The sequence below is a fragment of the Aureimonas sp. AU40 genome (assembly GCF_001463785.1).
Classification (GTDB): domain Bacteria; phylum Pseudomonadota; class Alphaproteobacteria; order Rhizobiales; family Rhizobiaceae; genus Aureimonas.
The window spans coordinates 78,778-100,782 of the sequence record NZ_BBWL01000010.1 but is presented as its reverse complement, the minus strand read 5'-3'; the positions used below and the strand labels follow the sequence as shown (position 1 = coordinate 100,782).

24 protein-coding genes are annotated in these 22,005 nt (G+C 65.4%); 12 read left to right on the top strand and 12 right to left on the bottom strand.

Features of this window, described 5'->3' with window-relative positions; all coding sequences use genetic code 11:
• The first annotated feature begins 85 nt into the window (after positions 1-85).
• A complete protein-coding gene (locus tag AUL32_RS04105; protein WP_062111982.1) occupies positions 86-553 on the top strand; it encodes an Lrp/AsnC ligand binding domain-containing protein in 468 nt (155 codons plus the stop codon).
• 35 nt (positions 554-588) lie between these two features.
• On the opposite strand, the gene AUL32_RS04100 is transcribed toward AUL32_RS04105, so the two are convergent.
• From AUL32_RS04100 to AUL32_RS04075, 6 genes are all read right to left on the bottom strand, one after another.
• On the bottom strand, positions 589-1,419 hold the full coding sequence (locus AUL32_RS04100; RefSeq protein WP_061975168.1) for a dipeptide ABC transporter ATP-binding protein: 831 nt from the start codon (positions 1,417-1,419) through the stop codon (positions 589-591).
• A complete protein-coding gene (locus AUL32_RS04095) occupies positions 1,416-2,255 on the bottom strand; it encodes an ABC transporter ATP-binding protein (RefSeq protein ID WP_082659255.1) in 840 nt (279 codons plus the stop codon). Before AUL32_RS04095 ends, AUL32_RS04100 begins: the two co-directional genes overlap by 4 nt.
• Before the next feature lie 4 nt (positions 2,256-2,259).
• Entirely contained in the window at positions 2,260-3,153 is an 894-nt protein-coding gene (locus tag AUL32_RS04090; protein ID WP_061977729.1) for an ABC transporter permease subunit, read from the bottom strand.
• Between the two features lie 60 nt (positions 3,154-3,213).
• The gene (locus AUL32_RS04085) at positions 3,214-4,221 is read right to left on the bottom strand and encodes an ABC transporter permease subunit (protein WP_061975165.1); all 1,008 of its coding nucleotides are present in this window, start codon (positions 4,219-4,221) and stop codon (positions 3,214-3,216) included.
• Between the two features lie 133 nt (positions 4,222-4,354).
• Positions 4,355-5,953 carry an ABC transporter substrate-binding protein gene (locus AUL32_RS04080; RefSeq protein ID WP_062111980.1) on the bottom strand — a complete coding sequence of 533 codons (1,599 nt, stop codon included), beginning with the start codon at positions 5,951-5,953 and terminating at the stop codon, positions 4,355-4,357.
• Between the two features lie 99 nt (positions 5,954-6,052).
• A complete protein-coding gene (locus AUL32_RS04075; RefSeq protein ID WP_062111978.1) occupies positions 6,053-7,246 on the bottom strand; it encodes an Mrp/NBP35 family ATP-binding protein in 1,194 nt (397 codons plus the stop codon).
• Between the two features lie 108 nt (positions 7,247-7,354).
• On the opposite strand from AUL32_RS04075, the gene AUL32_RS04070 reads away from it, so the two are divergent.
• Positions 7,355-8,128 (top strand): HugZ family pyridoxamine 5'-phosphate oxidase, encoded by a 774-nt coding sequence (locus AUL32_RS04070; protein WP_062111976.1) that lies wholly within the window; start codon positions 7,355-7,357, stop codon positions 8,126-8,128.
• 19 nt (positions 8,129-8,147) lie between these two features.
• Here AUL32_RS04070 and AUL32_RS04065 read toward each other — a convergent pair whose 3' ends face one another.
• From AUL32_RS04065 to AUL32_RS04045, 5 genes are all read right to left on the bottom strand, one after another.
• Positions 8,148-8,393, bottom strand: a complete 246-nt coding sequence (locus tag AUL32_RS04065) for a hypothetical protein (RefSeq protein ID WP_156421316.1) — start codon at positions 8,391-8,393, stop codon at positions 8,148-8,150.
• 123 nt (positions 8,394-8,516) lie between these two features.
• Positions 8,517-8,798: a glycine zipper domain-containing protein gene (locus AUL32_RS04060; RefSeq protein WP_061975154.1), complete on the bottom strand. Its 282-nt coding sequence runs from the start codon at positions 8,796-8,798 to the stop codon at positions 8,517-8,519.
• 73 nt (positions 8,799-8,871) lie between these two features.
• Positions 8,872-9,162: a hypothetical protein gene (locus AUL32_RS04055; RefSeq protein WP_062111972.1), complete on the bottom strand. Its 291-nt coding sequence runs from the start codon at positions 9,160-9,162 to the stop codon at positions 8,872-8,874.
• 89 nt (positions 9,163-9,251) lie between these two features.
• The gene (locus AUL32_RS04050; protein WP_062111970.1) at positions 9,252-10,211 is read right to left on the bottom strand and encodes a sensor histidine kinase; all 960 of its coding nucleotides are present in this window, start codon (positions 10,209-10,211) and stop codon (positions 9,252-9,254) included.
• Between the two features lie 416 nt (positions 10,212-10,627).
• Positions 10,628-11,419, bottom strand: coding sequence for a response regulator (locus AUL32_RS04045; RefSeq protein WP_061975147.1), 792 nt, complete (start codon positions 11,417-11,419; stop codon positions 10,628-10,630).
• 283 nt (positions 11,420-11,702) lie between these two features.
• On the opposite strand from AUL32_RS04045, the gene AUL32_RS04040 reads away from it, so the two are divergent.
• From AUL32_RS04040 to AUL32_RS04015, 6 genes are all read left to right on the top strand, one after another.
• Positions 11,703-11,921 carry a NepR family anti-sigma factor gene (locus AUL32_RS04040; RefSeq protein ID WP_062111969.1) on the top strand — a complete coding sequence of 73 codons (219 nt, stop codon included), beginning with the start codon at positions 11,703-11,705 and terminating at the stop codon, positions 11,919-11,921.
• Positions 11,922-11,927: 6 nt separating this feature from the next.
• The gene (locus AUL32_RS04035) at positions 11,928-12,479 is read left to right on the top strand and encodes a sigma-70 family RNA polymerase sigma factor (protein ID WP_062111967.1); all 552 of its coding nucleotides are present in this window, start codon (positions 11,928-11,930) and stop codon (positions 12,477-12,479) included.
• Positions 12,480-12,639: 160 nt separating this feature from the next.
• Positions 12,640-12,984 carry a DUF883 family protein gene (locus tag AUL32_RS04030; RefSeq protein ID WP_061975141.1) on the top strand — a complete coding sequence of 115 codons (345 nt, stop codon included), beginning with the start codon at positions 12,640-12,642 and terminating at the stop codon, positions 12,982-12,984.
• A gap of 3 nt (positions 12,985-12,987) precedes the next feature.
• Positions 12,988-13,428: a hypothetical protein gene (locus tag AUL32_RS04025; protein WP_062111965.1), complete on the top strand. Its 441-nt coding sequence runs from the start codon at positions 12,988-12,990 to the stop codon at positions 13,426-13,428.
• Between the two features lie 152 nt (positions 13,429-13,580).
• Positions 13,581-13,853, top strand: coding sequence for a hypothetical protein (locus tag AUL32_RS04020; protein ID WP_156421315.1), 273 nt, complete (start codon positions 13,581-13,583; stop codon positions 13,851-13,853).
• A gap of 141 nt (positions 13,854-13,994) precedes the next feature.
• Positions 13,995-14,360 (top strand): hypothetical protein, encoded by a 366-nt coding sequence (locus AUL32_RS04015; RefSeq protein WP_062111961.1) that lies wholly within the window; start codon positions 13,995-13,997, stop codon positions 14,358-14,360.
• A gap of 68 nt (positions 14,361-14,428) precedes the next feature.
• On the opposite strand, the gene AUL32_RS04010 is transcribed toward AUL32_RS04015, so the two are convergent.
• A complete protein-coding gene (locus AUL32_RS04010; RefSeq protein ID WP_062111958.1) occupies positions 14,429-15,340 on the bottom strand; it encodes a diacylglycerol/lipid kinase family protein in 912 nt (303 codons plus the stop codon).
• 178 nt (positions 15,341-15,518) lie between these two features.
• Here AUL32_RS04010 and AUL32_RS24420 point away from each other — a divergent pair, with 178 nt between their 5' ends.
• The 4 genes from AUL32_RS24420 (at position 15,519) to AUL32_RS03995 (ending at position 21,988) form a co-directional block, all read left to right on the top strand.
• A complete protein-coding gene (locus tag AUL32_RS24420) occupies positions 15,519-15,683 on the top strand; it encodes a DUF1328 domain-containing protein (RefSeq protein WP_082639232.1) in 165 nt (54 codons plus the stop codon).
• A 147-nt stretch (positions 15,684-15,830) separates the two neighbouring features.
• Positions 15,831-17,387, top strand: coding sequence for a PRC-barrel domain-containing protein (locus tag AUL32_RS04005; protein WP_062111956.1), 1,557 nt, complete (start codon positions 15,831-15,833; stop codon positions 17,385-17,387).
• A gap of 201 nt (positions 17,388-17,588) precedes the next feature.
• On the top strand, positions 17,589-18,836 hold the full coding sequence (locus tag AUL32_RS04000) for an efflux RND transporter periplasmic adaptor subunit (RefSeq protein ID WP_062111953.1): 1,248 nt from the start codon (positions 17,589-17,591) through the stop codon (positions 18,834-18,836).
• A complete protein-coding gene (locus AUL32_RS03995; protein WP_062111952.1) occupies positions 18,833-21,988 on the top strand; it encodes an efflux RND transporter permease subunit in 3,156 nt (1,051 codons plus the stop codon). The genes AUL32_RS04000 and AUL32_RS03995 overlap by 4 nt, the downstream gene beginning before the upstream one ends.
• Positions 21,989-22,005 lie beyond the last annotated feature (17 nt).

Below are 22,005 nucleotides of genomic sequence, written 5' to 3'. Positions count from 1 at the left end.
CGGACCCTATCAAATCGCCGGCTTTCTTTCCCGTCGATTATGGCCTTCAATACTGAGAGATTCGAAGCGATCGGGGCATTAGACGATGGAAAACATGGCGCTGGACGAGAAGGACCGAAATATCCTCCGCGCGCTCCAAACCGATGCGCGCCTTTCCACGGTGGATCTGGCGGCGCGCGTCCACCTCTCGGCGACGGCGGTGGCCGCGCGCGTCAAGCGGCTGACCGAGGACGGGTTCATTCTCGGCCATCACGCCCGTCTGTCGCCCGACAAGCTCGATCGCGGATTGGTGGTGTTCGTCGAGGTAAAGCTGGACCGCACGAGTGAGGACGTGTTCACCGAGTTCGGCCGCGCCGCCAAGGCCAATGCCGACATCATGGAATGCCACATGGTGGCGGGCGGCTTCGACTATCTCCTGAAGGCGCGGGTGAAGGACATGGCGGCCTATCGCGCCTTCCTCGCCAAGGCGCTGCTGGAGCTTCCCGGCATCCGGGAAACCCACACCTATGCGGTGATGGAGGAGATCAAGAGCACCACCGCCCTGCCTGTGTGAGAAAGCCGCCGCCCGTTGGGGCAGCGGCCTCGATGTCAGGCGGCGGAGGCGGCGCGTGCCGCCATGCGGGCGCGGATGCTTTCGATGTCGGCGCGCGGCGTCGAGGCGAAGAGCTTGCGCGTGTACTCGTGGCTCGGCGCGGCGAAGACCTCGTCGCGCGTTCCGTATTCCACCACCTCGCCGTAATACATCACCATCACCTTGTCGGCGATGTAGCGCACCACCGACAGGTCGTGGCTGATGAAGACATAGGTGAGACCTAGCTCGTCCTGCAGATCGGCCAGGAGGTTCAGGATCTGCGCCTGCACCGAAAGGTCGAGAGCCGAGACCGGCTCGTCCAGAACGAGAAGGCTGGGGTTCAGCATCAGCGCGCGCGCGATGGCGATGCGCTGGCGCTGGCCGCCGGAGAACATATGCGGGTAGCGGTTGAAGTGCTCGGGGCCGAGGCCGACCTTGACCAGCATGGCCATGGCCTTCTCGCGGCGCTGGGCCGCCGACATCTTGGTGTTGAGGAGCAGCGGCTCGGTCAAGACGTCGCCGATCTTCTGGCGCGGATTGAGCGAACCGTAGGGGTTCTGGAAGACGATCTGCACCTTGCGGCGCATCTCGGCCGTCACGCCCTTGGCGACATCCATCGGCTGGCCGTCGATCTGCAGCGAGCCGGCGGTCGGCGCGTCGATCAGGGTCAGCATCCGCGCCAGGGTGGACTTGCCGCAGCCCGATTCGCCGACGATCGCCAGCGTCTGGCCGCGGTCCACCGAGAAGCTGACGCCCTTCACGGCGTGAACGGTCTTGGCCGGGGCGAAGAGCCCACGCGCCACATGATAGTCGCGCTTGAGACCACGCGCTTCTAGAACCGCGCTCATCGCATTCCCTCCAGCGCCATGACATCGCCCACGGTCGGCAAGCGGTCGCCCGTGGCGTTCTCCGGCAGGGCCGAGAGCAGCGCGCGCGTATAGGGGTGTTTCGGCGCCTCGAACAAGGAGAGCACGTCGGCCTCTTCCATCTTGCGGCCCTTGTACTGCACGACGACGCGGTGCGCCGTTTCGGCGACGACGCCCATGTCGTGGGTGATCATGATGAGACCCATGCCGTGCTCGCGCTGGAGACCGACGAGCAGGTCGAGGATCTGCTTCTGAATCGTCACGTCCAGCGCCGTGGTCGGCTCGTCCGCGATCAGGAGCTTGGGATTGCAAGCGATGGCCATGGCGATCATCACGCGCTGGCACTGGCCGCCCGACATCTGATGCGGATAGGCCGACAAACGCGAGACCGGATCGGGAATGCCGACCGCTTCCAGAAGCTCGACCGCCCGCTTCCGGCGCTCTGACCGGCCGAGGCCGAGATGAAAGCGCAGCGTCTCGGTCAACTGGAAGCCGACCGTGAAGCACGGGTTGAGGCTCGCCATCGGCTCCTGGAAAATCATCGAGATGTCGCGGCCGATGAGCTGGCGCCGCTCACGGCTCGAAAGCGTGCGCATGTCGCGCCCGTCGAACTGCATGCGGTCCGCCGTGACGGTCGCCGTCTTGGGCAGGAGGCCCATGGTCGCCAGCATGCCGACCGACTTGCCGGAGCCGGACTCGCCGACGATGGCGAGCACTTCGCCCTTCTCGACATGGATGTCGATCCCGTCCACGGCCTTGAACGGCCCGCTGGCGGTGTCGAAGCTGACGGTGAGATTGCGGATTTCGAGAAGCGACATGGGCTCAGCTCCGGCGCATCTTGGGGTCGAGCGCATCGCGCAGACCGTCGCCGACGAGATTGATGGCGAGAACCGTGACGAGGATGGCAAGGCCCGGCAAGGTTACCACCCACCAGGCGCGCAGGACGAACTCGCGCGCCTCGGCCAGCATTGTGCCCCATTCCGGCGTCGGAGGCTGAGCGCCCAGACCCAGGAAGCCGAGCGCCGCCGCATCCAGAATGGCGCTGGAGAAGGACAGCGTCGCCTGCACGATCAGCGGACCCAGGCAGTTGGGCAGGATAGTCTTGAACATGAGCCGCAGCGGGCCGGCGCCGACCACCCGCGCCGCCACGACATATTCCCGCTCCTTCTCGGCCATGACCGAGGCGCGCGTCAGGCGCACGAAATGCGGCTGGAGCACGAGGGCGATGGCGATCATCGCGTTGGTGAGGCCGGGCCCAAGGATCGCGACGAGCACGAGAGCGAGAAGCAGCGACGGGAAGGCCAGGATCACGTCCATGACGCGCATGATGACCGTGTCGACCCAGCCCCGGAAATAACCGGCGACGAGGCCGACCACGACGCCGGTCGACACGGCGAGGATCACCACGACCACGCCGATGAAGAGCGAATATTGCGCGCCGAAGAGAAGGCGCGAGAGCACGTCGCGGCCGACCGCGTCGGTGCCGAGCAGGAAGGCCGCCTGTCCCCCCTGCTGCCAGACCGGGGGCACGAGCAGCGCCGCGCGGTTCTGCGCCGTCGGGTCGTAGGGCGCGATCAGCGGGGCCAGAATGGCGAGAAGAACGATCAAGGCGAAGACGACGAGACCCGCCACCGCGCCGCGATTGACCGAGAAATAATACCAGAACTCGCGCAGCATCTGCCGGCGACCGCTCGAAGGCGGCGCATGGTCCGGCATGTTGGACCCGACACCCGCTTCGGCCTGTTGAGCTTCGATATGAGACATCCGAGCCTCTCCTTATCGCGCGCGGACGCGGGGGTTGATGAGGCCGTAGAGGAGATCGACCGCGAGATTGACGACCATCACGACCAGCGCGATCAGGAGCAGGCCGCCCTGCACCACGGGATAGTCGCGCCGGAACACGCTATCGACCATCCATTTGCCGATGCCGGGCCAGGAGAAGATCGTCTCGGTCAGGATCGCGCCCGCCATCATGACGCCGATCTGAAGGCCGATCGTGGTGATGACCGGGATCAGCGCGTTGCGCAGAGCGTGGATGCCGATGACGCGGTTCGGCTTCAAGCCCTTGGCGCGCGCGGTGCGGACATAGTCCTCGCTCAAGACTTCCAGCATGGCCGAGCGGGTCTGGCGCGCGATGACGGCCAGCGGGATCGTCGCCAGCACGATGCTCGGCAGGATGAGATGGCTGAAGGCGGAGGCGAAGGCGCCTTTCTGGCCGGACAGAAGACTGTCCACCAGCATGAAGCCGGTCACTTGCGGGAAGAAGTACATCAGCGAGATGCGGCCCGAAACGGGCGTCCAGCCGAGTGTTCCCGAAAAAAAGATGATGAGGAGCAGGCCCCACCAGAAGATCGGCATGGAATAGCCGACCAGCGCCGTGCCCATGATGCTCTGGTCGATCCACGAGCCGCGCTTCACCGCGGCGAAGACGCCGGCGGGAACGCCGATCAGGACGGCGAGCAGGATCGCGACGAGCGACAGTTCGACGGTGGCCGGAAACAGCGTCAGGAACTCGGTGAGCACGGGACGCCGGGTGACGAGCGAGGTGCCGAAGTCTCCGTGCAGGAGCCGAACGACATAGTCCATGAACTGGATCGGCAGCGGCTGGTCGTAGCCGAGAGCCGCCGTCAGCTGCGCGTGGCGCTCGGGCGTGATGCCGCGCTCGCCCGCCATGAGCGTGACGGGATCGCCCGGCAGAAGCCGGATGAAGGAAAAGGCGACGAGAGCGACGCCCACGAAGGTCGGCACGAGAATGCCGAAACGAGCCATAAGAAATCGGAACATTTGGGGCGCTCTATACGGTTCTGCAGCCGCGCGTCAAAGCATCGGTTTGAATCGGCGGCATAAAACAGACTTTTGACCAAAAGGAAAAGGGGCGGCTTCTGCCGCCCCTTCCCTCCCGCGCGGTGAATCGCGCTTAGTCCTTCAGATCGACGCCGTCGAACGTGTAGTCGCCGAGCGGGCTCTGCACGAAACCCGTGACGTTGGAGCGCATCGGGACATAGACCACCGAGTTGGCGATCGTGGCCCAGGGCGCCTGCTGCTTGAAGACGACCTGCGCCTGCTCGTAGAGCTTGGCGCGGTCTTCCTGCTTGGGAGCGCGCTTGGCAGCCTGCACCAGCTTCTCGTACTCCTCGTTGCAGAAGGCCGCAGCGTTGCTCGACGTGCCGACGGAGTCGCAGCTAAGCAGTGTGGCGAGGAAGTTGTCGGGATCGCCATTGTCGCCGGTCCAGCCGAGCAGGATGGCGCCGTCATGGTTCACGTCGGCGGCGCGCTTGAGATACTCGCCCCACTCGTAGGTGACGATCTCGACCTTCACACCGATCTTGGCGAGGTCGGACTGCATGAGTTCGGCCATGCGCGAGGCGTTCGGGTTGTAGGGGCGCGACACGGGCATGGCCCAGATCTTCATCGAAAGATCCTTCACGCCGGCCGCTTCCAGAGCCTTCTTGGCGCCTTCCGGATCGTAGGCGTCGTCCTTCAGCGAGTCGTCGTAGCTCCACATGGTCGGCGGGATCGGCGACGTCGCCTTCTGGCCGGCACCCTGGTAGACGGCCTCGATGATGGCGTCCTTGTTGATCGCCATGTTCAGCGCGCGGCGGACTTCCGGCTTGTCGAAGGGCGCCTGCTTGGTGTTGTAGGCGAGATAGCCGATGTTGAGGCCTTCCTGCTCGGAGACCGTCAGCTCGGAATTAGCCTGGAGCGCCGGCACGTCGGCCGGATTGGGATAGGCCATCAGCTGGCATTCGTTCGCCAGGAGCCGCTGCTGGCGAACCGAAGCGTCCTTGGTGATGGCGAAGATGAGATCGTCGATCGGCTGCTTGCCGCCCCAATAGTCGGCGAAAGCCTGGTAGCGGATCACCGCGTCCGGCTGGTAGGCGACGAAGCGGAACGGACCGGTGCCGATCGGCGCCTGGTTGAACTGCGCCTGGTTGCCGGTCTCTGCCAGCTTGTCGGCATATTCCTTCGAGACGATCGACGCGAAGGGCATGGCGATGTTGGCGATGAACGGCGCGTAGGGCTGGTTCAGCGTGAAGCGGACGGTCAGATCGTCCACCTTCTCGATTGACTTCACGAAGTCGGGCATCGACATGGACGTGTAGTATTCCCAGGACGCGCCGGGAACATACTGATTCCAAGGATTGCTCTTGTTGCCTTGGCGGTCGAACGAGAACACGACGTCGTCAGCGTTCAGGTCGCGCGTCGGCGTGAACGTGTCGTTCGAATGGAACTTGACGCCCGGGCGCAGCTTGAACGTGTACTGCAGGCCGTCGGGCGAGACTTCCCAGCTCTCGGCGAGGCCCGGCTCGGTCTCGGTCGTGCCCTTCTTGAATTCGGCCAAGCGGTTGTAGACCGGATGGGCCGAGGCGTCGAAGGTCTGACCGGCAGTGTAGAGGCCGGGGTCGAAGCCCTCCGGCGAGCCTTCCGAACAGAAGACGAAGGTCTTGGCCGAAGCGGCCGAACCGAGCGCAAGAACGATCGCTGTCGCGGCCAACAGCTTCTTCGCCAGTTTCATCAGTGCGTTCTCCCATGAACGTCGAGGTGGCAGCATTGCCACCGGAAGACGGCATGGAGACCGCAAATCAATTTATGTGCAAGGTCACAATTTGACCATTCACTCAAAAACTATCGTGGGCGCCTGCGCGACCGATGCCGAAACGCCCTCGATCGAGGCCAGGACGCGCGCGGCGATGTCGCGATAGACCTGCGCATGCGGCCCGTCCGGCTCGCCAGCCACCACCGGGCACCCCGCATCCGAGCTTTCGCGAATCGCCATTTCCAGCGGGACCTCACCCAGGAACGGCACGCCAAGGCGCTCGGCCTCCGCCTTCGCGCCGCCATGGCCGAAGATGTCGTAGCGGCGGCCCGTGTCGGGGGCGACGAAGTAGCTCATGTTCTCGACGATCCCGAGCACGGGCACCTCGACCTTGCGGAACATGGCCAGGCCCTTTCGCGCGTCGATGAGCGCGAGATCCTGCGGCGTCGAGACAATGACCGCGCCGGCCAGCGGCACGGACTGCGCCATGGTCAGCTGCGCGTCGCCCGTGCCGGGCGGCATGTCGACAACCAGCATGTCGAGTTCGCCCCAATCGACCTCACGAAGCATCTGCGTCAGCGCCGACATGACCATCGGGCCGCGCCAGATCATCGGCGTTTCCTCCTCCACGAGGAAGCCCATCGACATGGCTTTCAGCCCATAGGCCTCCAATGGCACCATGGTCCGCCCGTTGCGCGTTTCCGGCTTGCCCGACAGGTGCAGGAGACGCGGCACGGAGGGGCCGTAGATGTCGGCGTCGAGCAGACCGACCTTCATGCCCAGCGCCGAGAAGGCCAGCGCCAGATTGACCGCCGTGGTGGACTTGCCGACGCCGCCCTTGCCGCTCGCCACCGCGATGATGCGGCGAATGCCGGGAATGTCGGGCCGCACCGGGCGCGGCGGAGCGGGAGGCGCGGGCATCGCAGCACCACCAGGGCGCGGGCGCGGATGGTGGCGGGGCTGCGGCGCTGTCGGTTGCGGTCGGGCCGCGGGCGCCGGGCGTGCGGCGATGCCCGCGCCCTTGCGTTCGGCCGTCAGCGCGATCATCGCCGTGTCGATCCCTTCGATCTCGGTGACGCGGCGCTCGGCTTCCTGGCGAAAGCCCTCGAAGCGCTCCGCCTCGCTGGCCGCGACGCTCAAGGAGAAGAAGGCCTTCCGGTCGGCGACGAAGATCTCCGACACCATGCCGCGCGTCACCACGTCCTCTCCCCCATCCGGCACCGGGATCGAGCGCAGGACGTCGAGAATGTCGGTCTTCAGGGCGTCGGACATGGAAACTCCGTCGGGGGTGAGCGGCTCTGCGCCGTTCCGCTTCCTTTGCCGTTGAGATAGTTCATTCTCTCCCGATTGGGGAGGCCATACGGGCCGAGCGAGGGGAAAATGACCGGGACTCCAGAACGCGAGGCGCGGGCGACCGAGCCCTATCTCACCGCCGACGATGAGGCGCGCGCCATGGCGCGAACACTCGCGGCGGAGGCTCGGACCGGCGCGCTTGCCACGCTGGATGCGACGGACGGGTTGCCGCTTGCGACGCGGGTCGGCGTGGCGCGCGAGCCCGGCGGCGACATGCTGATGCTTCTGTCCGATCTGTCGGACCATACGAAGGCCCTTCGCGCCCACCCCGCCGCCTCCATGCTCCTGGGATCGGTCGGCAAGGGCGATCCGCTGGCGCAGCCGCGCCTCACGCTGCGCGGCGACGTATCACGGATCGAGCCCGGGGCGATGGACCACGCGGCCGCCCGCGCACGCTATCTCGCGCGCCAGCCGAAGGCTGCGCTCTATGCGGACTTCGCGGATTTCGGGTTCTATCGCTTGCGCATTCGCAGCGCGCTTCTGAACGGCGGCTTCGCCCGCGCCTATCGCATGGAGCGCACCGATCTCTGCCGCGCGGTGCCGGCCGATCTTCTGTCGCGCGAACGGACTGTGATCGACCACATGAACGCGGACCACGCGGACAGCCTTCAGGCGATGATCCACCACCAGCGTGGCGTCGCGGGAGAGGCATGGCGGATCGTCGCGCTCGATCCTATCGGATTCGAGGTGCAACTAGGCGACGATGTCGTAAGGCTGGAGTTTGCGCTGCCGGTCCAGACGGCGTCCGGCTATCGTGATGCCTTCGTCACGCTGGCCCGCGCAACGCAGAATTCAACCTGAGAGAAAACGGCTCAGGCGATCAGGGCTTGTAGCCCTGCGGGCAATCAGCGCGGAAGCGCCGGCCCACGGCGTTCTCGTAGATGCAGCGACCCGTTTCGCTGGCGGACTGGCCGAGCAGCTTGTCGCCGTCATGGGCGACGATTTGCGGCAAGGTGCCCGGAGAGTAGGCAGCGATGCCCCCTTCCCCAAGCCCGAACACAGCCGGGAGAACATCGGACTGGCAACCGCCGAGGGCGAGCAGCGCCGTCAACGCCGCAGCGGACAAGCCGAGGCGTCGGAGTCGAGAGCCACAGCCGGGACGGACTTCGGATCGGATCATGTCGGCCCCTCGAACGAGACGAGGCCGCCGCGATGGGCGACGGCCTCCTGAAGTCACTGGTACTGGATATCAGTAGCCGTTCGGGCAGTCGGCGTAGTAGCGCTGACCGCGACCGTCGCGATACACGCACTGGCCGGGACGATTGGTGGCCGCGCCGATCAAGGCACCGCCCGCGCCGCCCACTGCCGCGCCGATCAGCGCGCCGCGTGCGTTGCCGGTGATGCCTGCACCCACCGCCGCGCCGCCGAGCGCACCGATGCCGGCCGGAATCGCGACGTTGCGATCCACCGACTGACAGCCGCTCAGGGCCAAAGTGCTAGCCGCAACGGCGGCGAGAATCATGGACTTCATAGGAAAGCCTTCTCCATTCAAACGTCCCAGATGCCGTTATAGCACCCGAACCTCCTCCGGCGAGTCCAGTTCGTCAGCGCGTAGCGACGAGACTGGGGGAATCGCCGAGTTCGACGGTCAGTTGCCCGCTCCGCGTCAGCGCCCAGGCCAGCGACACGGATTGCTGCGCTTTCGCGGAATCCATCGGCACGCAGGTCGAAAACAGCTTGGCCTCACCGGCCCCGGCAAGCCTCATCGCGAGCGGCCGGGCCGCTTCGCATGAAGCAATACTAACTTGGACGGGTTGGGGAACGGGAATTTCGCGGCAGGTGGAAAGCTCGGCATTGCAGCCGACGAGAAGGAGGACGGCAGCGATCTGTTCCATGGCGAAATTCCTTTCGCCAAGTTAACCGTTTCACAACGCCCCGGTTCCGCATCGAGGGCGCATTCGGCAATCGCCGATCCCCAAAGTTGCTAAATTACCTCGAACTGGTTGGATGGGATACGCAGGCGGTATTGCAGGCCGTCCGGCTGATAATCGAGTTCCGCCTCGCCTCCGACGCTATTGGGCACGATCCGTTCCAACGTCGACGTTCCAAAGCGCGGGTCGTGGTCGACGCGCACGCGGGGGCCTTTCGACTCCGCCCATTCCAGCACCAGCTGCGGCAAGCCGCTGCGCGACTCCAGCCGGGAGCGGATGGCGACGCGGCCGCCCGGAACCGAGAGCGAGCCATAGGAGGCCGCATTCACCGCGAGCTCGTGCAGGGCCAATCCGACATGCAGCGCGGCGGTCGGCGATAGATAGACATCGACGCCTTCGAAATGGATCTGCTCCATCCCGTCCGGCGCATAGCGCTCGACCTGCAGCGTGATAAGGCCGAACAGATCGGCCCCGCGCCAGTCCGTATCGGTCACGATATCCTGCGAAGAAGAAAGGGACTGGATGCGGCCGCGAAAGCGCACGAGAAATTCGGGCACGGTCAAAGAATGGCGCGCGGTTTGGCTCGCCAGGCTCTGGATGATCGCGAGAAGATTCTTGGAGCGGTGCGAGACCTCGCGAAGCAGGGTCTTCAACGTCTCTTCGCGCCGCTTCTGCTCGGTGATCTCAAGCGAAGTGCCGATGATGCCGATGACTTCACCGGCATCGTTGCGGTCCACATCGACGCGAATGTCGAACCAGCGGATCGCTTCGCCACTCAAAATCGGCAGTTCGAAGCGCGCGGGCGTTTGGGTCCGCAGAATATCCTGCTTGATCGAAACGGACTTCTCCGCCGCTGTGCCGGGCATGAAGTCGTAGTCCGTGTCGCCGTTGTGCGCCGTGGCGAGCCAGGAGCTTTCAGCGTTGAAAAGCCAGAGGTAGCGCAAATCTAGGTCCTGGGCGAACAGGGCCATTTCCGTGTTCGCCAGTGCTTTCAGCGCCTTGTAGGCTACCATCTTGCGTCGCTCTTTCCCGTGGACCCAAGCGCCGGACCCACTGCGGAGACTACATCACCAAACTTGCGGAAATCCTCATGGAGCGGAAGCAGGACGCCCCGCGAAGCCGCCGAGGATGGACTGCCGGCCCAAACATGGACGGTCGAGAGATGTTGCGAGGCACACGATTCGACTTTCCCGCCGCCTCGCCTGCCTCGATCGTCCCGACGGCCTCGCCCCATCGCGGGGCCACACCCCGCAGACAGCGAGCGCTCTCGCGTCTCGCTCAAACGTTCCGGCCTCGCCACCATGACACAAGACCTCACCCTTACCATCGCCACCACTCGCGGACCGGACGCCGGTCCGCGAAGCATGAACTCGAACCATCGCGAAACGTTCGCTTCGATGATGGTTCGATTGGCTTTTGCCCTAAAGGCTCAGGCCGCTTCGCGCTCGGTCTCGAAGAACAGAGCCTGGCTGATGAGCGCCTTGACCATGTCGGGATTGAACGGCTTCGTGACGAGGAATGTCGGCTCCGGCCGCTCGCCCGTGAGCAGGCGCTCGGGGAAGGCGGTGATGAAGATCACCGGCACCGAGACCTTGGACAGGATCTCGTTGACGGCGTCGATGCCGGACGAACCGTCGGCAAGCTGGATATCGGCCAGCACCATGCCCGGCTTCTGCTGCTCGAACAGGGTGATGGCTTCCTTGTGGGTGCGGGCGATGCCCGTCACGCCATGGCCAAGGCTTTCCACCATCTGCTCGATATCCATCGCGATCAAAGGCTCGTCCTCGATGATCATGATGTTGGTGGACACCTGACGGCCGATATCGGAGCTGGCCTGATCGATCAGCTCGGAGAAGTCGCTGTCGCCGACGCCGAGGATCGTCGCCGCCTCTTCGGTGGTGAAGCCTTCGACTGCCACCAGGAGGAAGGCCTGACGCGGCAGCGGAGAGATGCCGCGCAGATTGCGCGAGGCTTTTTCTTCCCAGGCTGAAACCGGCGCGTCCTCGCGCACGTTCACCTCGACGGACTGCCAAAGCGACGAGAACAGCTTGTAGAGCGAGATGCGGGGGCTTTCCTGCGTGTCGAACAGGCTCGGTTCCGCGATCAACGCCTCCAAAACGGCGGCAACATAGGCATCGCCGGACGTCTGCGAACCGCTGAGCGCGCGAGCGTACCGCCGGAGGTAAGGAATGTGCGGCGCTATGCGCGAGGACATCGACATGGAATTCCCCTCGTAACTCTATGAACCGGCCCTGGGGCCGGCGGATCTGACTGCCCTCTTCGCGTAATCGAAGATAGGCGCAATCGACGGTTCGGTGGAACCCGATCGGCAACCCGCAGCTTCGGTCTAGTTAAGGCATGGATCGGGAAGCGCCAGTGCGCCTCCAGAATATTTGACGCCCATCCGCGCACCGGACTTGAGAAAGAGGGACACTCCCACATGTACCTGACATGACGACGTGAAGGCGGCGGCCCAGACGAGCATGACAAGGGTACAGGAACGAATGGAAGATCGCGACAACAGAGAGGGTGCGCAGTCGCAGCCGGACACTATGCCCGCGCCTGGCGGCTCGACCGATCTCGGCTCGAGTTCGGCCATCGGCAAGCGCCTTAAGGCCTATTACGACGATGTCGCGAGTGAACCCGTGCCGGATCGGTTCCTGTCGCTTCTCGACGCCTTGGATGCCGCCGAATCCGCGTCCAAAACCCCGAAGCAGGGTTGATCTACCATGGGACAGGAGCCGGACTTCCGCCGTGAATTGATCGCCATCATTCCTAACCTGCGCGCCTTCGCCGCTTCGTTGGCGGGCTCGTTCGACCGCGCCGACGATCTCGTGCAGGAAACGCTGGTCAAGGCGTGGGACAAGCAGCACACGTTCCAGCCGGGCACCAATCTCAAGGCTTGGCTTTTCACGATCCTTCGCAACGAGTTCTATACGCAGATGCGTAAGAAGGGCCGCGAGGTTCAGGACGTGGATGGCATTCATGCCATGCAGCTTGCGGGCCATCCCGAGCAGCAGGGCCATCTCGACCTGCAGGACTTCCGCAAGGCGCTGGACCAGCTGCCGGACGACCAGCGCGAAGCGCTGATCCTGATCGGCGCCTCCGGCTTTTCCTACGAGGAAGCGGCCGAGATCTGCAAATGCGCGGTCGGCACGATCAAGAGCCGCGTGTCGCGCGCCCGTACCCGCATGTCCGATCTTCTCGGCATCGAGGGGGACGGCGAGTTCGGGCCGGACTCGATTTCCTCCCAAATCATCGGCGTCGCGCCGGCGGCTTGATACGCATGCCCGGTTTCCGGGCCCCGTTTCCCGCGACGCAGGTTTTTGCACCGCACAAGGGAACAACCCGTTCGGACCACCATTCTAAAGACTGGCCATTGGAGAGCGATGGCCCTCTATCGTTCCGTCGATCTCGACCAGCCTATTCAAGGAGTTCTCCATGTCCGACAGCACGCCTTCCGATTTCTCCCAGTCCAACGATTCCGAGACGCGTCAGGCGGAAGGTGATCTGGAGTCTCAGGTCGCCAAGTTGCGCGAGGACGTGGCCCAGGTGGTGGAGACGCTGAAGACGATCGCCGGTGGTCGCGCCGACGACGCGCGTTCGCAGGCCTTCGCGCTGCGCGACGAAGTGCGCGACCGGGGCGAGCGCTATTTCCGCCATGCGCAGGAAACCGCCGGCGAGTTCGAGGAGCAGGTCAGCGAGCGCGTGCGCGCCGAGCCGATCAAGAGCGTTCTGATCGCCGCCGCCGTCGGCTATCTCTACGCGCGTCTCTTCAAAAACTGATCGATGCTAGGTCAGCTCATCACCAAAGTCTTCACCGGCGAGGCGTCGATCTATATCGCGCGCCTTCGCACGGCGCTGGTCCTCTACATCGTCATGGCCCTTCTGGGTCTTGCCGCGATCGCCTTCCTGCTCAACGCGCTCTTCACCTGGCTCGCGTTCCGCTACGGCCACGTTCAGACGTCGATCGGTTTCGGCGTCGTGTGCCTGATCGGCGTCGCCATCATGTATGTCGTACTGATGGTGGCCCGCCGGCCCCCTCGCCAGCGCGCGCGTGACCGGGTGCAGCGGGACGTCGCCTCGATCGCCAGCGTCGCGGCCGTGTCCAACCTGCCGTTGATCTTCAGGATGCTGCGTCGGCGCAAGGGCCTTCTGCTCGTGCCTGTCGGGCTTGCTTCGATCTGGGGCCTGTTCATGGCCCTTCGAGGCTATCGCGACCACGACTGACCGGTGCGGCGACGGACCAGGATCGATCCATTGAAAGGGTGAGACGCCAAACGCGCCTCACCCTTTCGTAAGTTGGAATTCTGGTTCGTTCATGGATCGTTTTGCGCGTCCAGGAATTGACCGCTCACATGGCCCGATCACAGGAGTAGATGATGGCGGAGCTCAACACCAATAAGGCCCGCCAGGGTCGGTCCGGTCGCCCGGTCCTTTACGTTCTTCTGGGCGGACTTGCGCTGGCCCTGATCGTCTTTGCGGGACTTGGCATCTATGGCAGCGCGCTGCCGGATCAGAATATCGGCGGCGCCGCCAATTCCGGCGTAAGTTCGGCTCCCGCCACGCCGACCCCGAGCAGCGGCACGACCGTCACACCGTCGCAGTCCGACAGCAACACAGGTCAGGCGTCCGGCACGTCCGGCCAGCAGTAGACTCAATTTTCGTTTCGACGAACCCGACCCGGCCAGCCTTCGCGCTTCGGCCGGGTTTTTCGTGTCCTCGCTCTGTTGCCCACGTGGGGCGCAACCACCCTCCCCGTCCGGCGTTTGACCCAAGAGAATGGGAGACGCATCATGAGCGACACGCAACGCTTCGACCGCAGCCTGACCGGACAGACCACCGAAGTCGGGGCCGACGACGACACCCCGGGCATCGCCCAGCCGGTCACGCAGGACGAGATCGACGACATCTTGAACAATCCCGCGATGACGATCGAGGAGAAGCAGTCTCGTCTCGCAGCTCTTGCTGGGCAGTTCGAAGATCGCTCCGACATCGACAGGGGCAGCGAGTTCGAGCCGATCGAGATGCAAATCCGCGACGCCATCACGATGCTGGCCGAAGGCGGCCATGCCTATGGCACGCTGGAATCGGTCGGCATGGACCCGAACAGCCGCAGCGATGCCCGTGCGCCGGACGATTTCGACAACGAAGTCCGGTAACGCACCGCCGTCGTAAGACCTTCCGCCCCTCGCACCGTCGTCAAAGGACGGTGCGAGGGGTTTTCGGTTCAATCGATCGTCGCGCTTTCCGGCACCAGCACTTTCAGCCCCCGGCGATGGATCGTGACGTCGGAGACGCGATCGAGATTCTTGAGCTCGCCATCCATCACGGCGCGGCTATGGGTCTTGCGACCGCCATAGACGATGCGGATCGAGTCAGCCTCGGTGACCGTCAGGTCCTTATTCGCCTTCCAGGCCCCGCGCATCATGTCCATCGTCATCTTGAGCATGGCCGCCCGGTCGTGCGAACGCATGAGGTAGATGCCGAGCCGGCCAGCCTGCGGATCGTCCGCGAAGGGCAGATGCCCATCGCCATAAAGATTGTTGGAGATGGCGACCGCCGGGGTGCGGATGGATTCACGCTTGCCGTCGATCTCGATTTCGAGATCCACCAGCGGCAGGCTGCGAACGGCCGAGACCACCGCCTTGACGCTGGCCCACATCTTTCCGACCTTCGAGCCATAGTCGATCTTGTCGCGCGTGCGCACCATACGCGCATGGAGGCCGACGGCGAACTGGTGGATGAAGAACTCGTCGTTTACGCTGGCAATGTCCACCTCGACGATCCGCCCCGTCGACAGGGCGCGAATGGCCTGTTCGAGTTCGAGCGGGATTTGCAGCGAGCGAGCGAAGAGGTTCATCGTGCCCGCCGGGAGCACGCCGAGCGCGACCGGCGAATGCGCGACGGCCGCCGCCGCTGCGGACACCGTTCCGTCTCCCCCGCCCACCATCAGCACGTCGAGATCGCTGCGCTCGGAATGCTCGCGGATGCTGCCGATCAGCTCCTCGCCGGAGAGAAGATCCACCTCGATCTCGTGGCCGTGCATGCGGAACTCGTCGCAGATCAAGGCGCTGAGGATGTCGAGATCCAGGGTCCGCAGCGTTCCGCCGCCACGGTTGAGGAGGGCATGAACCTTCATGACGCCGATAGGCCTCGCTGCTTGAGCCGGTTTCGAGCCCTCATATGGGGCGCCCTCACGAAAGCAGGAGAGCGGCCGGATACGCGGCCGCGAGCCGGGGAACCCCGCCGGGAGCAGGCCGTTTGAGCTGACGGAACCGCGACAGGCGCGGCGCTCACAAAAGGGAAAGGCCCTTTCCATGCTTGAATGGATCGTCATTCTTCTGGTCGTTGCCGCGATCGCGAGTCTCCTCGGCTTTCGGGGCGTCGCGGGCGCCTCCGCCGGCATTGCCAAGGTGCTGATCCTGATCGTGCTGATCGGCTTTCTCTTGCTTCTCTTCTTCGGCGTGATCGCCTTCGCGTGAACGACGCAAGGGGTGCTCATCACGAAGGCGTTTTCGCCCCGTGTCGGAACCCAGGCATTCCCTTGCGGTTAACCCCCTCGAAAGGCGACGCGGTTCGCGGCGCCGGATCTTCCCCGCATGGGGACATTTCTTACAGGGAGAACTCGAATGGTTCGCAAGCTCCTCGCGACAACCGCCCTCGCAACGGTCCTCGCCACCGGCGCCTTCGCCCAGAGCGCCGCCCCGACGACCGCCACCGAGCCCGCAATGACGACCCAGGGTGCAGGCACAGGCGCCATGTCCGGCACCACCGCTGCTGCTCCGACTGACGCCGCCTCGACCGCCGACATCGCCTATATCGAGCGTCTGGGCGAGAACCAGTATCTCGCCGACGATCTCATGGACATGAATGTCTACGCTTCGGCGGACGCCAATTCCGACGAGGCCGGCGAAATCGAGAACCTGATCGTCGCCGCCGACGGCACCGTGAAGGCCGTGGTGATCGACACCGGCGCCTATCTCGGCGACCAGTCCAAGACGATTGCCGTGCCCTTCAATCAAATCAACTGGACGATGGGCGCGAACAACGAGCCCCGCGCCGTGCTGACCGCCTCGCGCGAGCAGCTGACCTCGGCGCCGGTCTTCACCACACCGGCCGAAACCAACGCGGCGATGGGCACGGGCACGACGGCTACCGCCACCGCGCCGGGTATGGCGACCACCGCCACGCCGGACGCAACCGGCACGATGGCCTCCGGCACCACGGCCGCTGGTACGGCGACGACCGGCGCCATGGCCTCGCAGACCGACATGGCCGCCAGCACGACCCAGCCGGCCACCACCGGAATGGCGACTGCTTCGGCTGAAGGCGGCTACCTCGCGACGCTGGGCGCGGAGGACTATCTCGCTTCCAACCTCGTGGGCGACAATGTCTATGCCGGCGCGAACACCAGCTCCGAGCGCATCGGTGATATCAACAACCTGATCGTCTCCTCGGCGGGCCGGGTCGATGGTTTCGTGGTCGGCGTCGGCGGCTTCCTCGGCATCGGCCAGAAGGATGTCGGCGTTCCGTTCGACAATATCTCGATGACGCGCGGCGAGAACAACGAGCCGCATGCCATGCTGGCGGCGACCAAGGAGCAGCTGAAGAACGCTCCTTCCTTCGCCGATGAAAAGCCGAGCGAGATGGCGGCCAACACCACGGCGACGACCGGCGCGACGACGGGCACCACGGGCATGGCGGCCGGCACAACGGCCGGTACAGCCGGAATGGCGGCGGGCACGGCGACGACCGGCATGGCCACCGACACGACCGACGCCACGTCCACGGCCTCGACCGGCGGCACGCAGCCCATGGCGAGCGGCTCGCCGATCACCGGCGCCGAACTTTCGGCCGACAATCTGATGGGCACCACGGTCTACGGGCCGGACAATCAGACGATCGGCTCGATCGGCGATCTCGCTCTGACCCCGCAGGGTCAGGTCGATGCGGTGATCGTGGATGTCGGCGGCTTCCTCGGCATCGGCGCCAAGCCGGTGGCCGTCGCGATGGACAATCTGCAGTTCCTGCGCGACTCCAGCGGCCGCGTGACGCTGACCACGCAGTTCACGCAGGATCAGCTGCGTAACGCGCCGGAATACAACCGCGACAGCTACGCCCAGAACCGCGACTCCATGCGTGTCGCCAACCCGAGCGACATTCCGGCCACCACTCAGGCTCGATAACGAAAGCGTGTCGGCTCCGTGAGGAGCCGGCCTGAGAACGGAAAGGCCCGCGAACACGCGGGCCTTTCGCCGTTCTGCCATTCCATTCACATCCCATTAAGCCAGCCTTACCAAAAATTATGACATGGCTTGGGGCTTCCTCCCCTAGGTTCCTCGCGAAGAGTGGCCCTATCCGCCGCTCCCGATCCGACAAAGGCAGACATGGCTTTTCTCCGGCAGATCGTCGTCACGGTCCTCGTTCTCTTGGTGGCACTGGGGGTCTGGATGATGCTGTCGCCGCTTCCCGGCCGGTTGGTTCTGGAAAGCGGCCTCCCCCTTCCGCAGCAGGCGAAGGACCTGATCGCGCGCCTATCCCCCGAAGATGCCGAGAAGGTGGGCGCAACTCCAGCCGGACGGGACGGCAATCAGGCCGCGCCGCTCGTGGTGGTGGACCCCGCTCTGCCGGCGGTGACGCGAGACAGGCTCCGGGCGCTCGGCACGGGCGAAGCCGTCCGCTCCGTCGCAATCCGGGCCGATGCGACGGGCATCGTGGCGGGCATAGGCTTCGCCTCGGGCGAGGTGGTGAAGGCGGGCGCGACGCTGGCCGTGCTGCAGAACGACGCGGAGCGCGTGGCGGTGGACCGGGCCAAGCTGGCGCTGACCGCCGCCGAAGACCAGCTCAAGCGCTACCAGTCGCTTTCGGCCGGCGCCGCCATCACGGCCGTGCAGCTCGACGAGGTGGCCCGCGCGCGGGACGCCGCCGCGCTCGATCTTCAGACCGCCGAGATCGCGCTGCGCAAGCGCGACGTCACATCGCCGATCGCCGGCCGTGTCGGTCTTCTCGATCTCGACATCGGCGACCTCGTGGACAGTTCCACCCAGATCGCGGTGGTGGACGACCGCTCGCAGCTGAAGATCCTCTTCAACGTGCCGGAAGCCTACGCGGCGGAACTGGCGATCGGCCAGACCGTGACGGCCGAGCCGACCACGCGGACGGGCCGCGTCTTCCAGGGCCGGCTGACGGCGCTGGACAGCCGCATCGACGAGGCCAGCCGCACGCTGCGCGCCGAAGCGGTGGTGGACAATGCGGAGGATCTTCTTCGCCCCGGCATGTCCTTCGGCATTTCCATGGAATTTCCCGGCCAGACCTATGTCTCGGTCGATCCGCTCGCCATCCAGTGGGAGCGCGCGGGTTCCTATGTCTGGACTGTCGAGGACGGCAAGGCGGTGAAGAAGCCCGTCGGCATCATCGAGCGCAATGTGGACCGCATCCTCGTCGCCTCCGATACGCTGAAGGCCAACGAACCCGTGGTGCGCGAGGGGCTGCAGCAGCTGCGCGAGGGCTTGAGCGTGCGGGTGCGCGAGCCGGTGCAGGCGCCCGTCCCGGCCGACGCCACAGATGCACCCGCGCCCGTTCCCTCCGCCGCCGCCGATCCGGCGAACGGACGCCGGGCGGAGCTCGCCCGATGAGCGGCGCGCCGGACAAGGGTGGGGAAGGACGTGTCGACGGGCTCACCGCCCTCACCTCGCTCTTCGTCCGCCGCCCGGTTCTGACCATCGTCCTGAACCTTCTCCTGATCGTCGCCGGGCTTGCGGCCTTCAACGCCGTGGAAATCCGCGAACTGCCCAATGTGGACCGTCCCGTCATCACCGTTTCCACCAGCTTCGAGGGCGCTTCGCCCGAAGTGGTGGATCGCCAGCTGACGGACGAGATCGAAAGCGCCGTCGCCCGCGTGCCGGGCATCGCCTCGATCTCCTCCTCCTCGCGCTTTGGCCAGAGCCGCGTCACCATCGAGTTCACCGATTCCACCGACCTCAACGTGGCAGCCAGCGACGTGCGAGACGCGGTGGCCGGCATCGCCAACTCGCTGCCCGACGATGCGGACGAGGCGCGCATCGTCAAAGCGGACGCCGATGCCGACGCGATCATGCGCCTCGCCGTCCTTTCCTCGACGTTGAAGATCGAGGACCTGACCACGCTGGTGAACGACCGGATCGCGGACCGGGTGGCCGCCGTCGAGGGCGTCGCCAATGTCGATCCATCGGGCGATCGCGAGAAGCTCGTCTATATCGACATTCGGCCGGACGATCTGGCGACGCGCGGCCTGACACTGGCCGACGTCTCCACCGCGCTCGCCAACGCCTCCTTCGACCAACCGGCAGGCTCGCTGGAATCGCCGACGCAAAATCTCGTGGTGCGCGCCAGCGCCAGCCTGACGACGCCCGAGGAATTCGGAGCGGTCCTGCTCAATCCCAACACGCGGCTGCGCGATGTCGCGACCGTGCGCTTCGGGCCGGACGAGGCGGCCTCGCTCCTGCGTGTCAATGGCCAGACCGGCATAGGCCTCGACGTCGTGCGCCAGGCCGGCTCGTCCACCATCGCGATTTCGGAAGGGGTGCGCGCCGCCGTGGCGGAGCTCAACGCCAGCCTGCCGGAGGGCACGCGCATCGTCGTCACCTCGGACGAAGCGACCTTCATCAACGGCTCGCTGCACGAGGTCGAGCTGACGCTGATCCTCGCCATCATCATCGTGGTCGGCGTCATCTACGCCTTCCTGATGAACGCGCGGGCGACGCTGATCCCGACACTGACCATCCCGATCGCGCTGATCGGCGTCGTCGCGGGCATCTATCTCGTTGGCTTCTCCGTCAACATCATCACCCTTCTGGCGCTGGTTCTGGCGACGGGCATGGTGGTGGACGACGCGATCATCGTTCTGGAAAACATCATCCGCCAGCGCGATCTCGGCATGAGCGTGCGCGCGGCGGCGGTGATCGGCACGCGCGAGGTCTTCTTCGCCGTCGTCTCCACCACGGCGACGCTCGCCGCCGTCTTCATCCCGATCTCCTTCCTGCCAGGTGTCGCGGGCGGTCTGTTTCGCGAGTTCGGCTTCGTGCTCGCGATCTCGGTCACGCTCTCGGCCTTTATCGCGCTGACGCTCTGCCCCATGCTGGCCGCCTCGATGCTCAGCGACAAGGAGCCGGAGGCCGGCCCGCTGAAGCGCGGCGTCACGCGGCTCGGCGGCGTCTTTGCGGCCGGCTACGCCAAGCTCCTGCGCCTCTGCCTCGCCTATCCCCTGCCGGTTCTGGCGGCCTCGATCGTCTTCGCGGTCGGCGCGATCAGTGTCTTCGCCGGCCTGCCGCAGCAGTTGACGCCCGCAGAAGATCGCGGCTCGGTCCTCATGAGCATTTCCGCGCCCCAGAGCGCCAGCCTCGCCTACACCAACGAGCAAATGCGACAGGTGGAGGAGATCGTGCTGCGCTATGTCGAGAGCGGCGAGGCCACCAGCGTCTACGCCCGGATCGGCACGGGCACGGGCAACGGCGCCTTCATGGTGATGACGCTGACCGACTGGGGGGCGCGCGAGCGCACGCAGCAGGAGATCGCGAGCGAACTCAACCGCGCCTTCCGAGACATTCCCGGCGTTCAGGCGCGCGCCATCCAGCCAAACTCCCTTGGCATTCGCGGCGGAGGCCGAGGCCTCCAGTTCGCTCTGGCCGGGCCGAGCTATGCCGGCCTTTCCGACACCGCCGAGGCGCTGGAAGCGGCGATGAACGAGGACGGACGCTGGGGCCGGGTGCAGCTCGCCTTCGACACGACCCAGCCGCAGCTTTCCGTCGCCATCGACCGGCAGAAGGCCTCCGATCTCGGCATCGACATCAACGCCCTGTCGGCGGCCATGCAGTCGCTGCTCGACGGGCGGGAGATCGGCACGACCTATGTCGAGGATCGCTCGGTGCCGATCCACATCATCTCCACCGCGCAGCCGATCAACGACCCGTCCGACCTCGCCAACATCTTCATCCGGAGCACGGATGGGCGCTTCATTCCCATGTCCTCCATCGCGACCGTGAAGGAGGAGGCCATCGCGCCCTCGCTGGCGCGCGAAAACCAGTCGCGCTCCGTCGCGCTTTCGGCCGATCTTCGCCCCGGGTATTCGATCGGCGAAGGCTGGGCGGACCTCCAGTCCTTCGCAACCGAGCGGCTGGGGGACGACATGCGGCTGGTGCCGCTGGCGGAAGCGGCGACCTTGCAGGAGACGTCGAGCGGACTGGCGCTGGTCTTCGGCTTCGCCATCGTCGTGGTGTTCCTGGTTCTCGCCGCGCAGTTCGAAAGCTTCGTGTCGGCGCTCATCATCATCGCCACCGTGCCCTTCGGCGTCGCCTGCGCGATCTATTCCATGGGCTTCTTTGGCGAGAGCCTGAACCTCTATTCGCAGATCGGCCTCGTGCTGCTCGTCGGCATCATGGCCAAGAACGGCATTCTGATCGTGGAGTTCGCCAACCAACTTCGCGAAACCGGCCTTTCGGTTCGAGAGGCGGTGGAGCAAGCCTCGATCATTCGCCTGCGCCCCGTTCTGATGACGATGATCGCGACGATCGTCGGCGGCGTGCCGCTGATCTTCTCGGCCGGCGCGGGCGCGGAAGCGCGCGTGACGCTGGGCTATGTCATCGTCGGCGGCCTTGGCCTCGCCACGGTCGCGACCCTGTTCCTGACCCCCGTCGCCTACCTGCTTCTCGCCCGCTTCTCTAAGCCGGCGGGCGAGCGCGCGGCGGAAATCCGGCGCGATGTCCTCGCCGCGGAGCGCCTGCAGCTTGGCGGTGAAGCCTCGCGGAGCTGACGGCTAGGAGGCGGGCG

Bases quoted from the DNA above. Each gene is read 5' to 3' on its own strand.
- AUL32_RS04080 (WP_062111980.1), bottom strand. From the start codon at position 5,953: ATGAAACTGGCGAAGAAGCTGTTGGCCGCGACAGCGATCGTTCTTGCG.
- AUL32_RS04100 (WP_061975168.1), bottom strand. From the start codon at position 1,419: ATGAGCGCGGTTCTAGAAGCGCGTGGTCTCAAGCGCGACTATCATGTG.
- AUL32_RS04085 (WP_061975165.1), bottom strand. From the start codon at position 4,221: ATGTTCCGATTTCTTATGGCTCGTTTCGGCATTCTCGTGCCGACCTTC.
- AUL32_RS04025 (WP_062111965.1), top strand. From the start codon at position 12,988: ATGCTAGGTCAGCTCATCACCAAAGTCTTCACCGGCGAGGCGTCGATC.
- AUL32_RS04090 (WP_061977729.1), bottom strand. From the start codon at position 3,153: ATGCCGGACCATGCGCCGCCTTCGAGCGGTCGCCGGCAGATGCTGCGC.
- AUL32_RS04060 (WP_061975154.1), bottom strand. From the start codon at position 8,798: ATGAAGTCCATGATTCTCGCCGCCGTTGCGGCTAGCACTTTGGCCCTG.
- AUL32_RS04035 (WP_062111967.1), top strand. From the start codon at position 11,928: ATGGGACAGGAGCCGGACTTCCGCCGTGAATTGATCGCCATCATTCCT.
- AUL32_RS24420 (WP_082639232.1), top strand. From the start codon at position 15,519: ATGCTTGAATGGATCGTCATTCTTCTGGTCGTTGCCGCGATCGCGAGT.
- AUL32_RS04015 (WP_062111961.1), top strand. From the start codon at position 13,995: ATGAGCGACACGCAACGCTTCGACCGCAGCCTGACCGGACAGACCACC.
- AUL32_RS04005 (WP_062111956.1), top strand. From the start codon at position 15,831: ATGGTTCGCAAGCTCCTCGCGACAACCGCCCTCGCAACGGTCCTCGCC.
- AUL32_RS04105 (WP_062111982.1), top strand. From the start codon at position 86: ATGGAAAACATGGCGCTGGACGAGAAGGACCGAAATATCCTCCGCGCG.
- AUL32_RS04020 (WP_156421315.1), top strand. From the start codon at position 13,581: ATGGCGGAGCTCAACACCAATAAGGCCCGCCAGGGTCGGTCCGGTCGC.
- AUL32_RS04040 (WP_062111969.1), top strand. From the start codon at position 11,703: ATGGAAGATCGCGACAACAGAGAGGGTGCGCAGTCGCAGCCGGACACT.
- AUL32_RS04050 (WP_062111970.1), bottom strand. From the start codon at position 10,211: ATGGTAGCCTACAAGGCGCTGAAAGCACTGGCGAACACGGAAATGGCC.
- AUL32_RS04030 (WP_061975141.1), top strand. From the start codon at position 12,640: ATGTCCGACAGCACGCCTTCCGATTTCTCCCAGTCCAACGATTCCGAG.
- AUL32_RS04070 (WP_062111976.1), top strand. From the start codon at position 7,355: ATGACCGGGACTCCAGAACGCGAGGCGCGGGCGACCGAGCCCTATCTC.
- AUL32_RS04055 (WP_062111972.1), bottom strand. From the start codon at position 9,162: ATGGAACAGATCGCTGCCGTCCTCCTTCTCGTCGGCTGCAATGCCGAG.
- AUL32_RS03995 (WP_062111952.1), top strand. From the start codon at position 18,833: ATGAGCGGCGCGCCGGACAAGGGTGGGGAAGGACGTGTCGACGGGCTC.
- AUL32_RS04000 (WP_062111953.1), top strand. From the start codon at position 17,589: ATGGCTTTTCTCCGGCAGATCGTCGTCACGGTCCTCGTTCTCTTGGTG.
- AUL32_RS04045 (WP_061975147.1), bottom strand. From the start codon at position 11,419: ATGTCGATGTCCTCGCGCATAGCGCCGCACATTCCTTACCTCCGGCGG.
- AUL32_RS04010 (WP_062111958.1), bottom strand. From the start codon at position 15,340: ATGAAGGTTCATGCCCTCCTCAACCGTGGCGGCGGAACGCTGCGGACC.
- AUL32_RS04095 (WP_082659255.1), bottom strand. From the start codon at position 2,255: ATGTCGCTTCTCGAAATCCGCAATCTCACCGTCAGCTTCGACACCGCC.
- AUL32_RS04075 (WP_062111978.1), bottom strand. From the start codon at position 7,246: ATGTCCGACGCCCTGAAGACCGACATTCTCGACGTCCTGCGCTCGATC.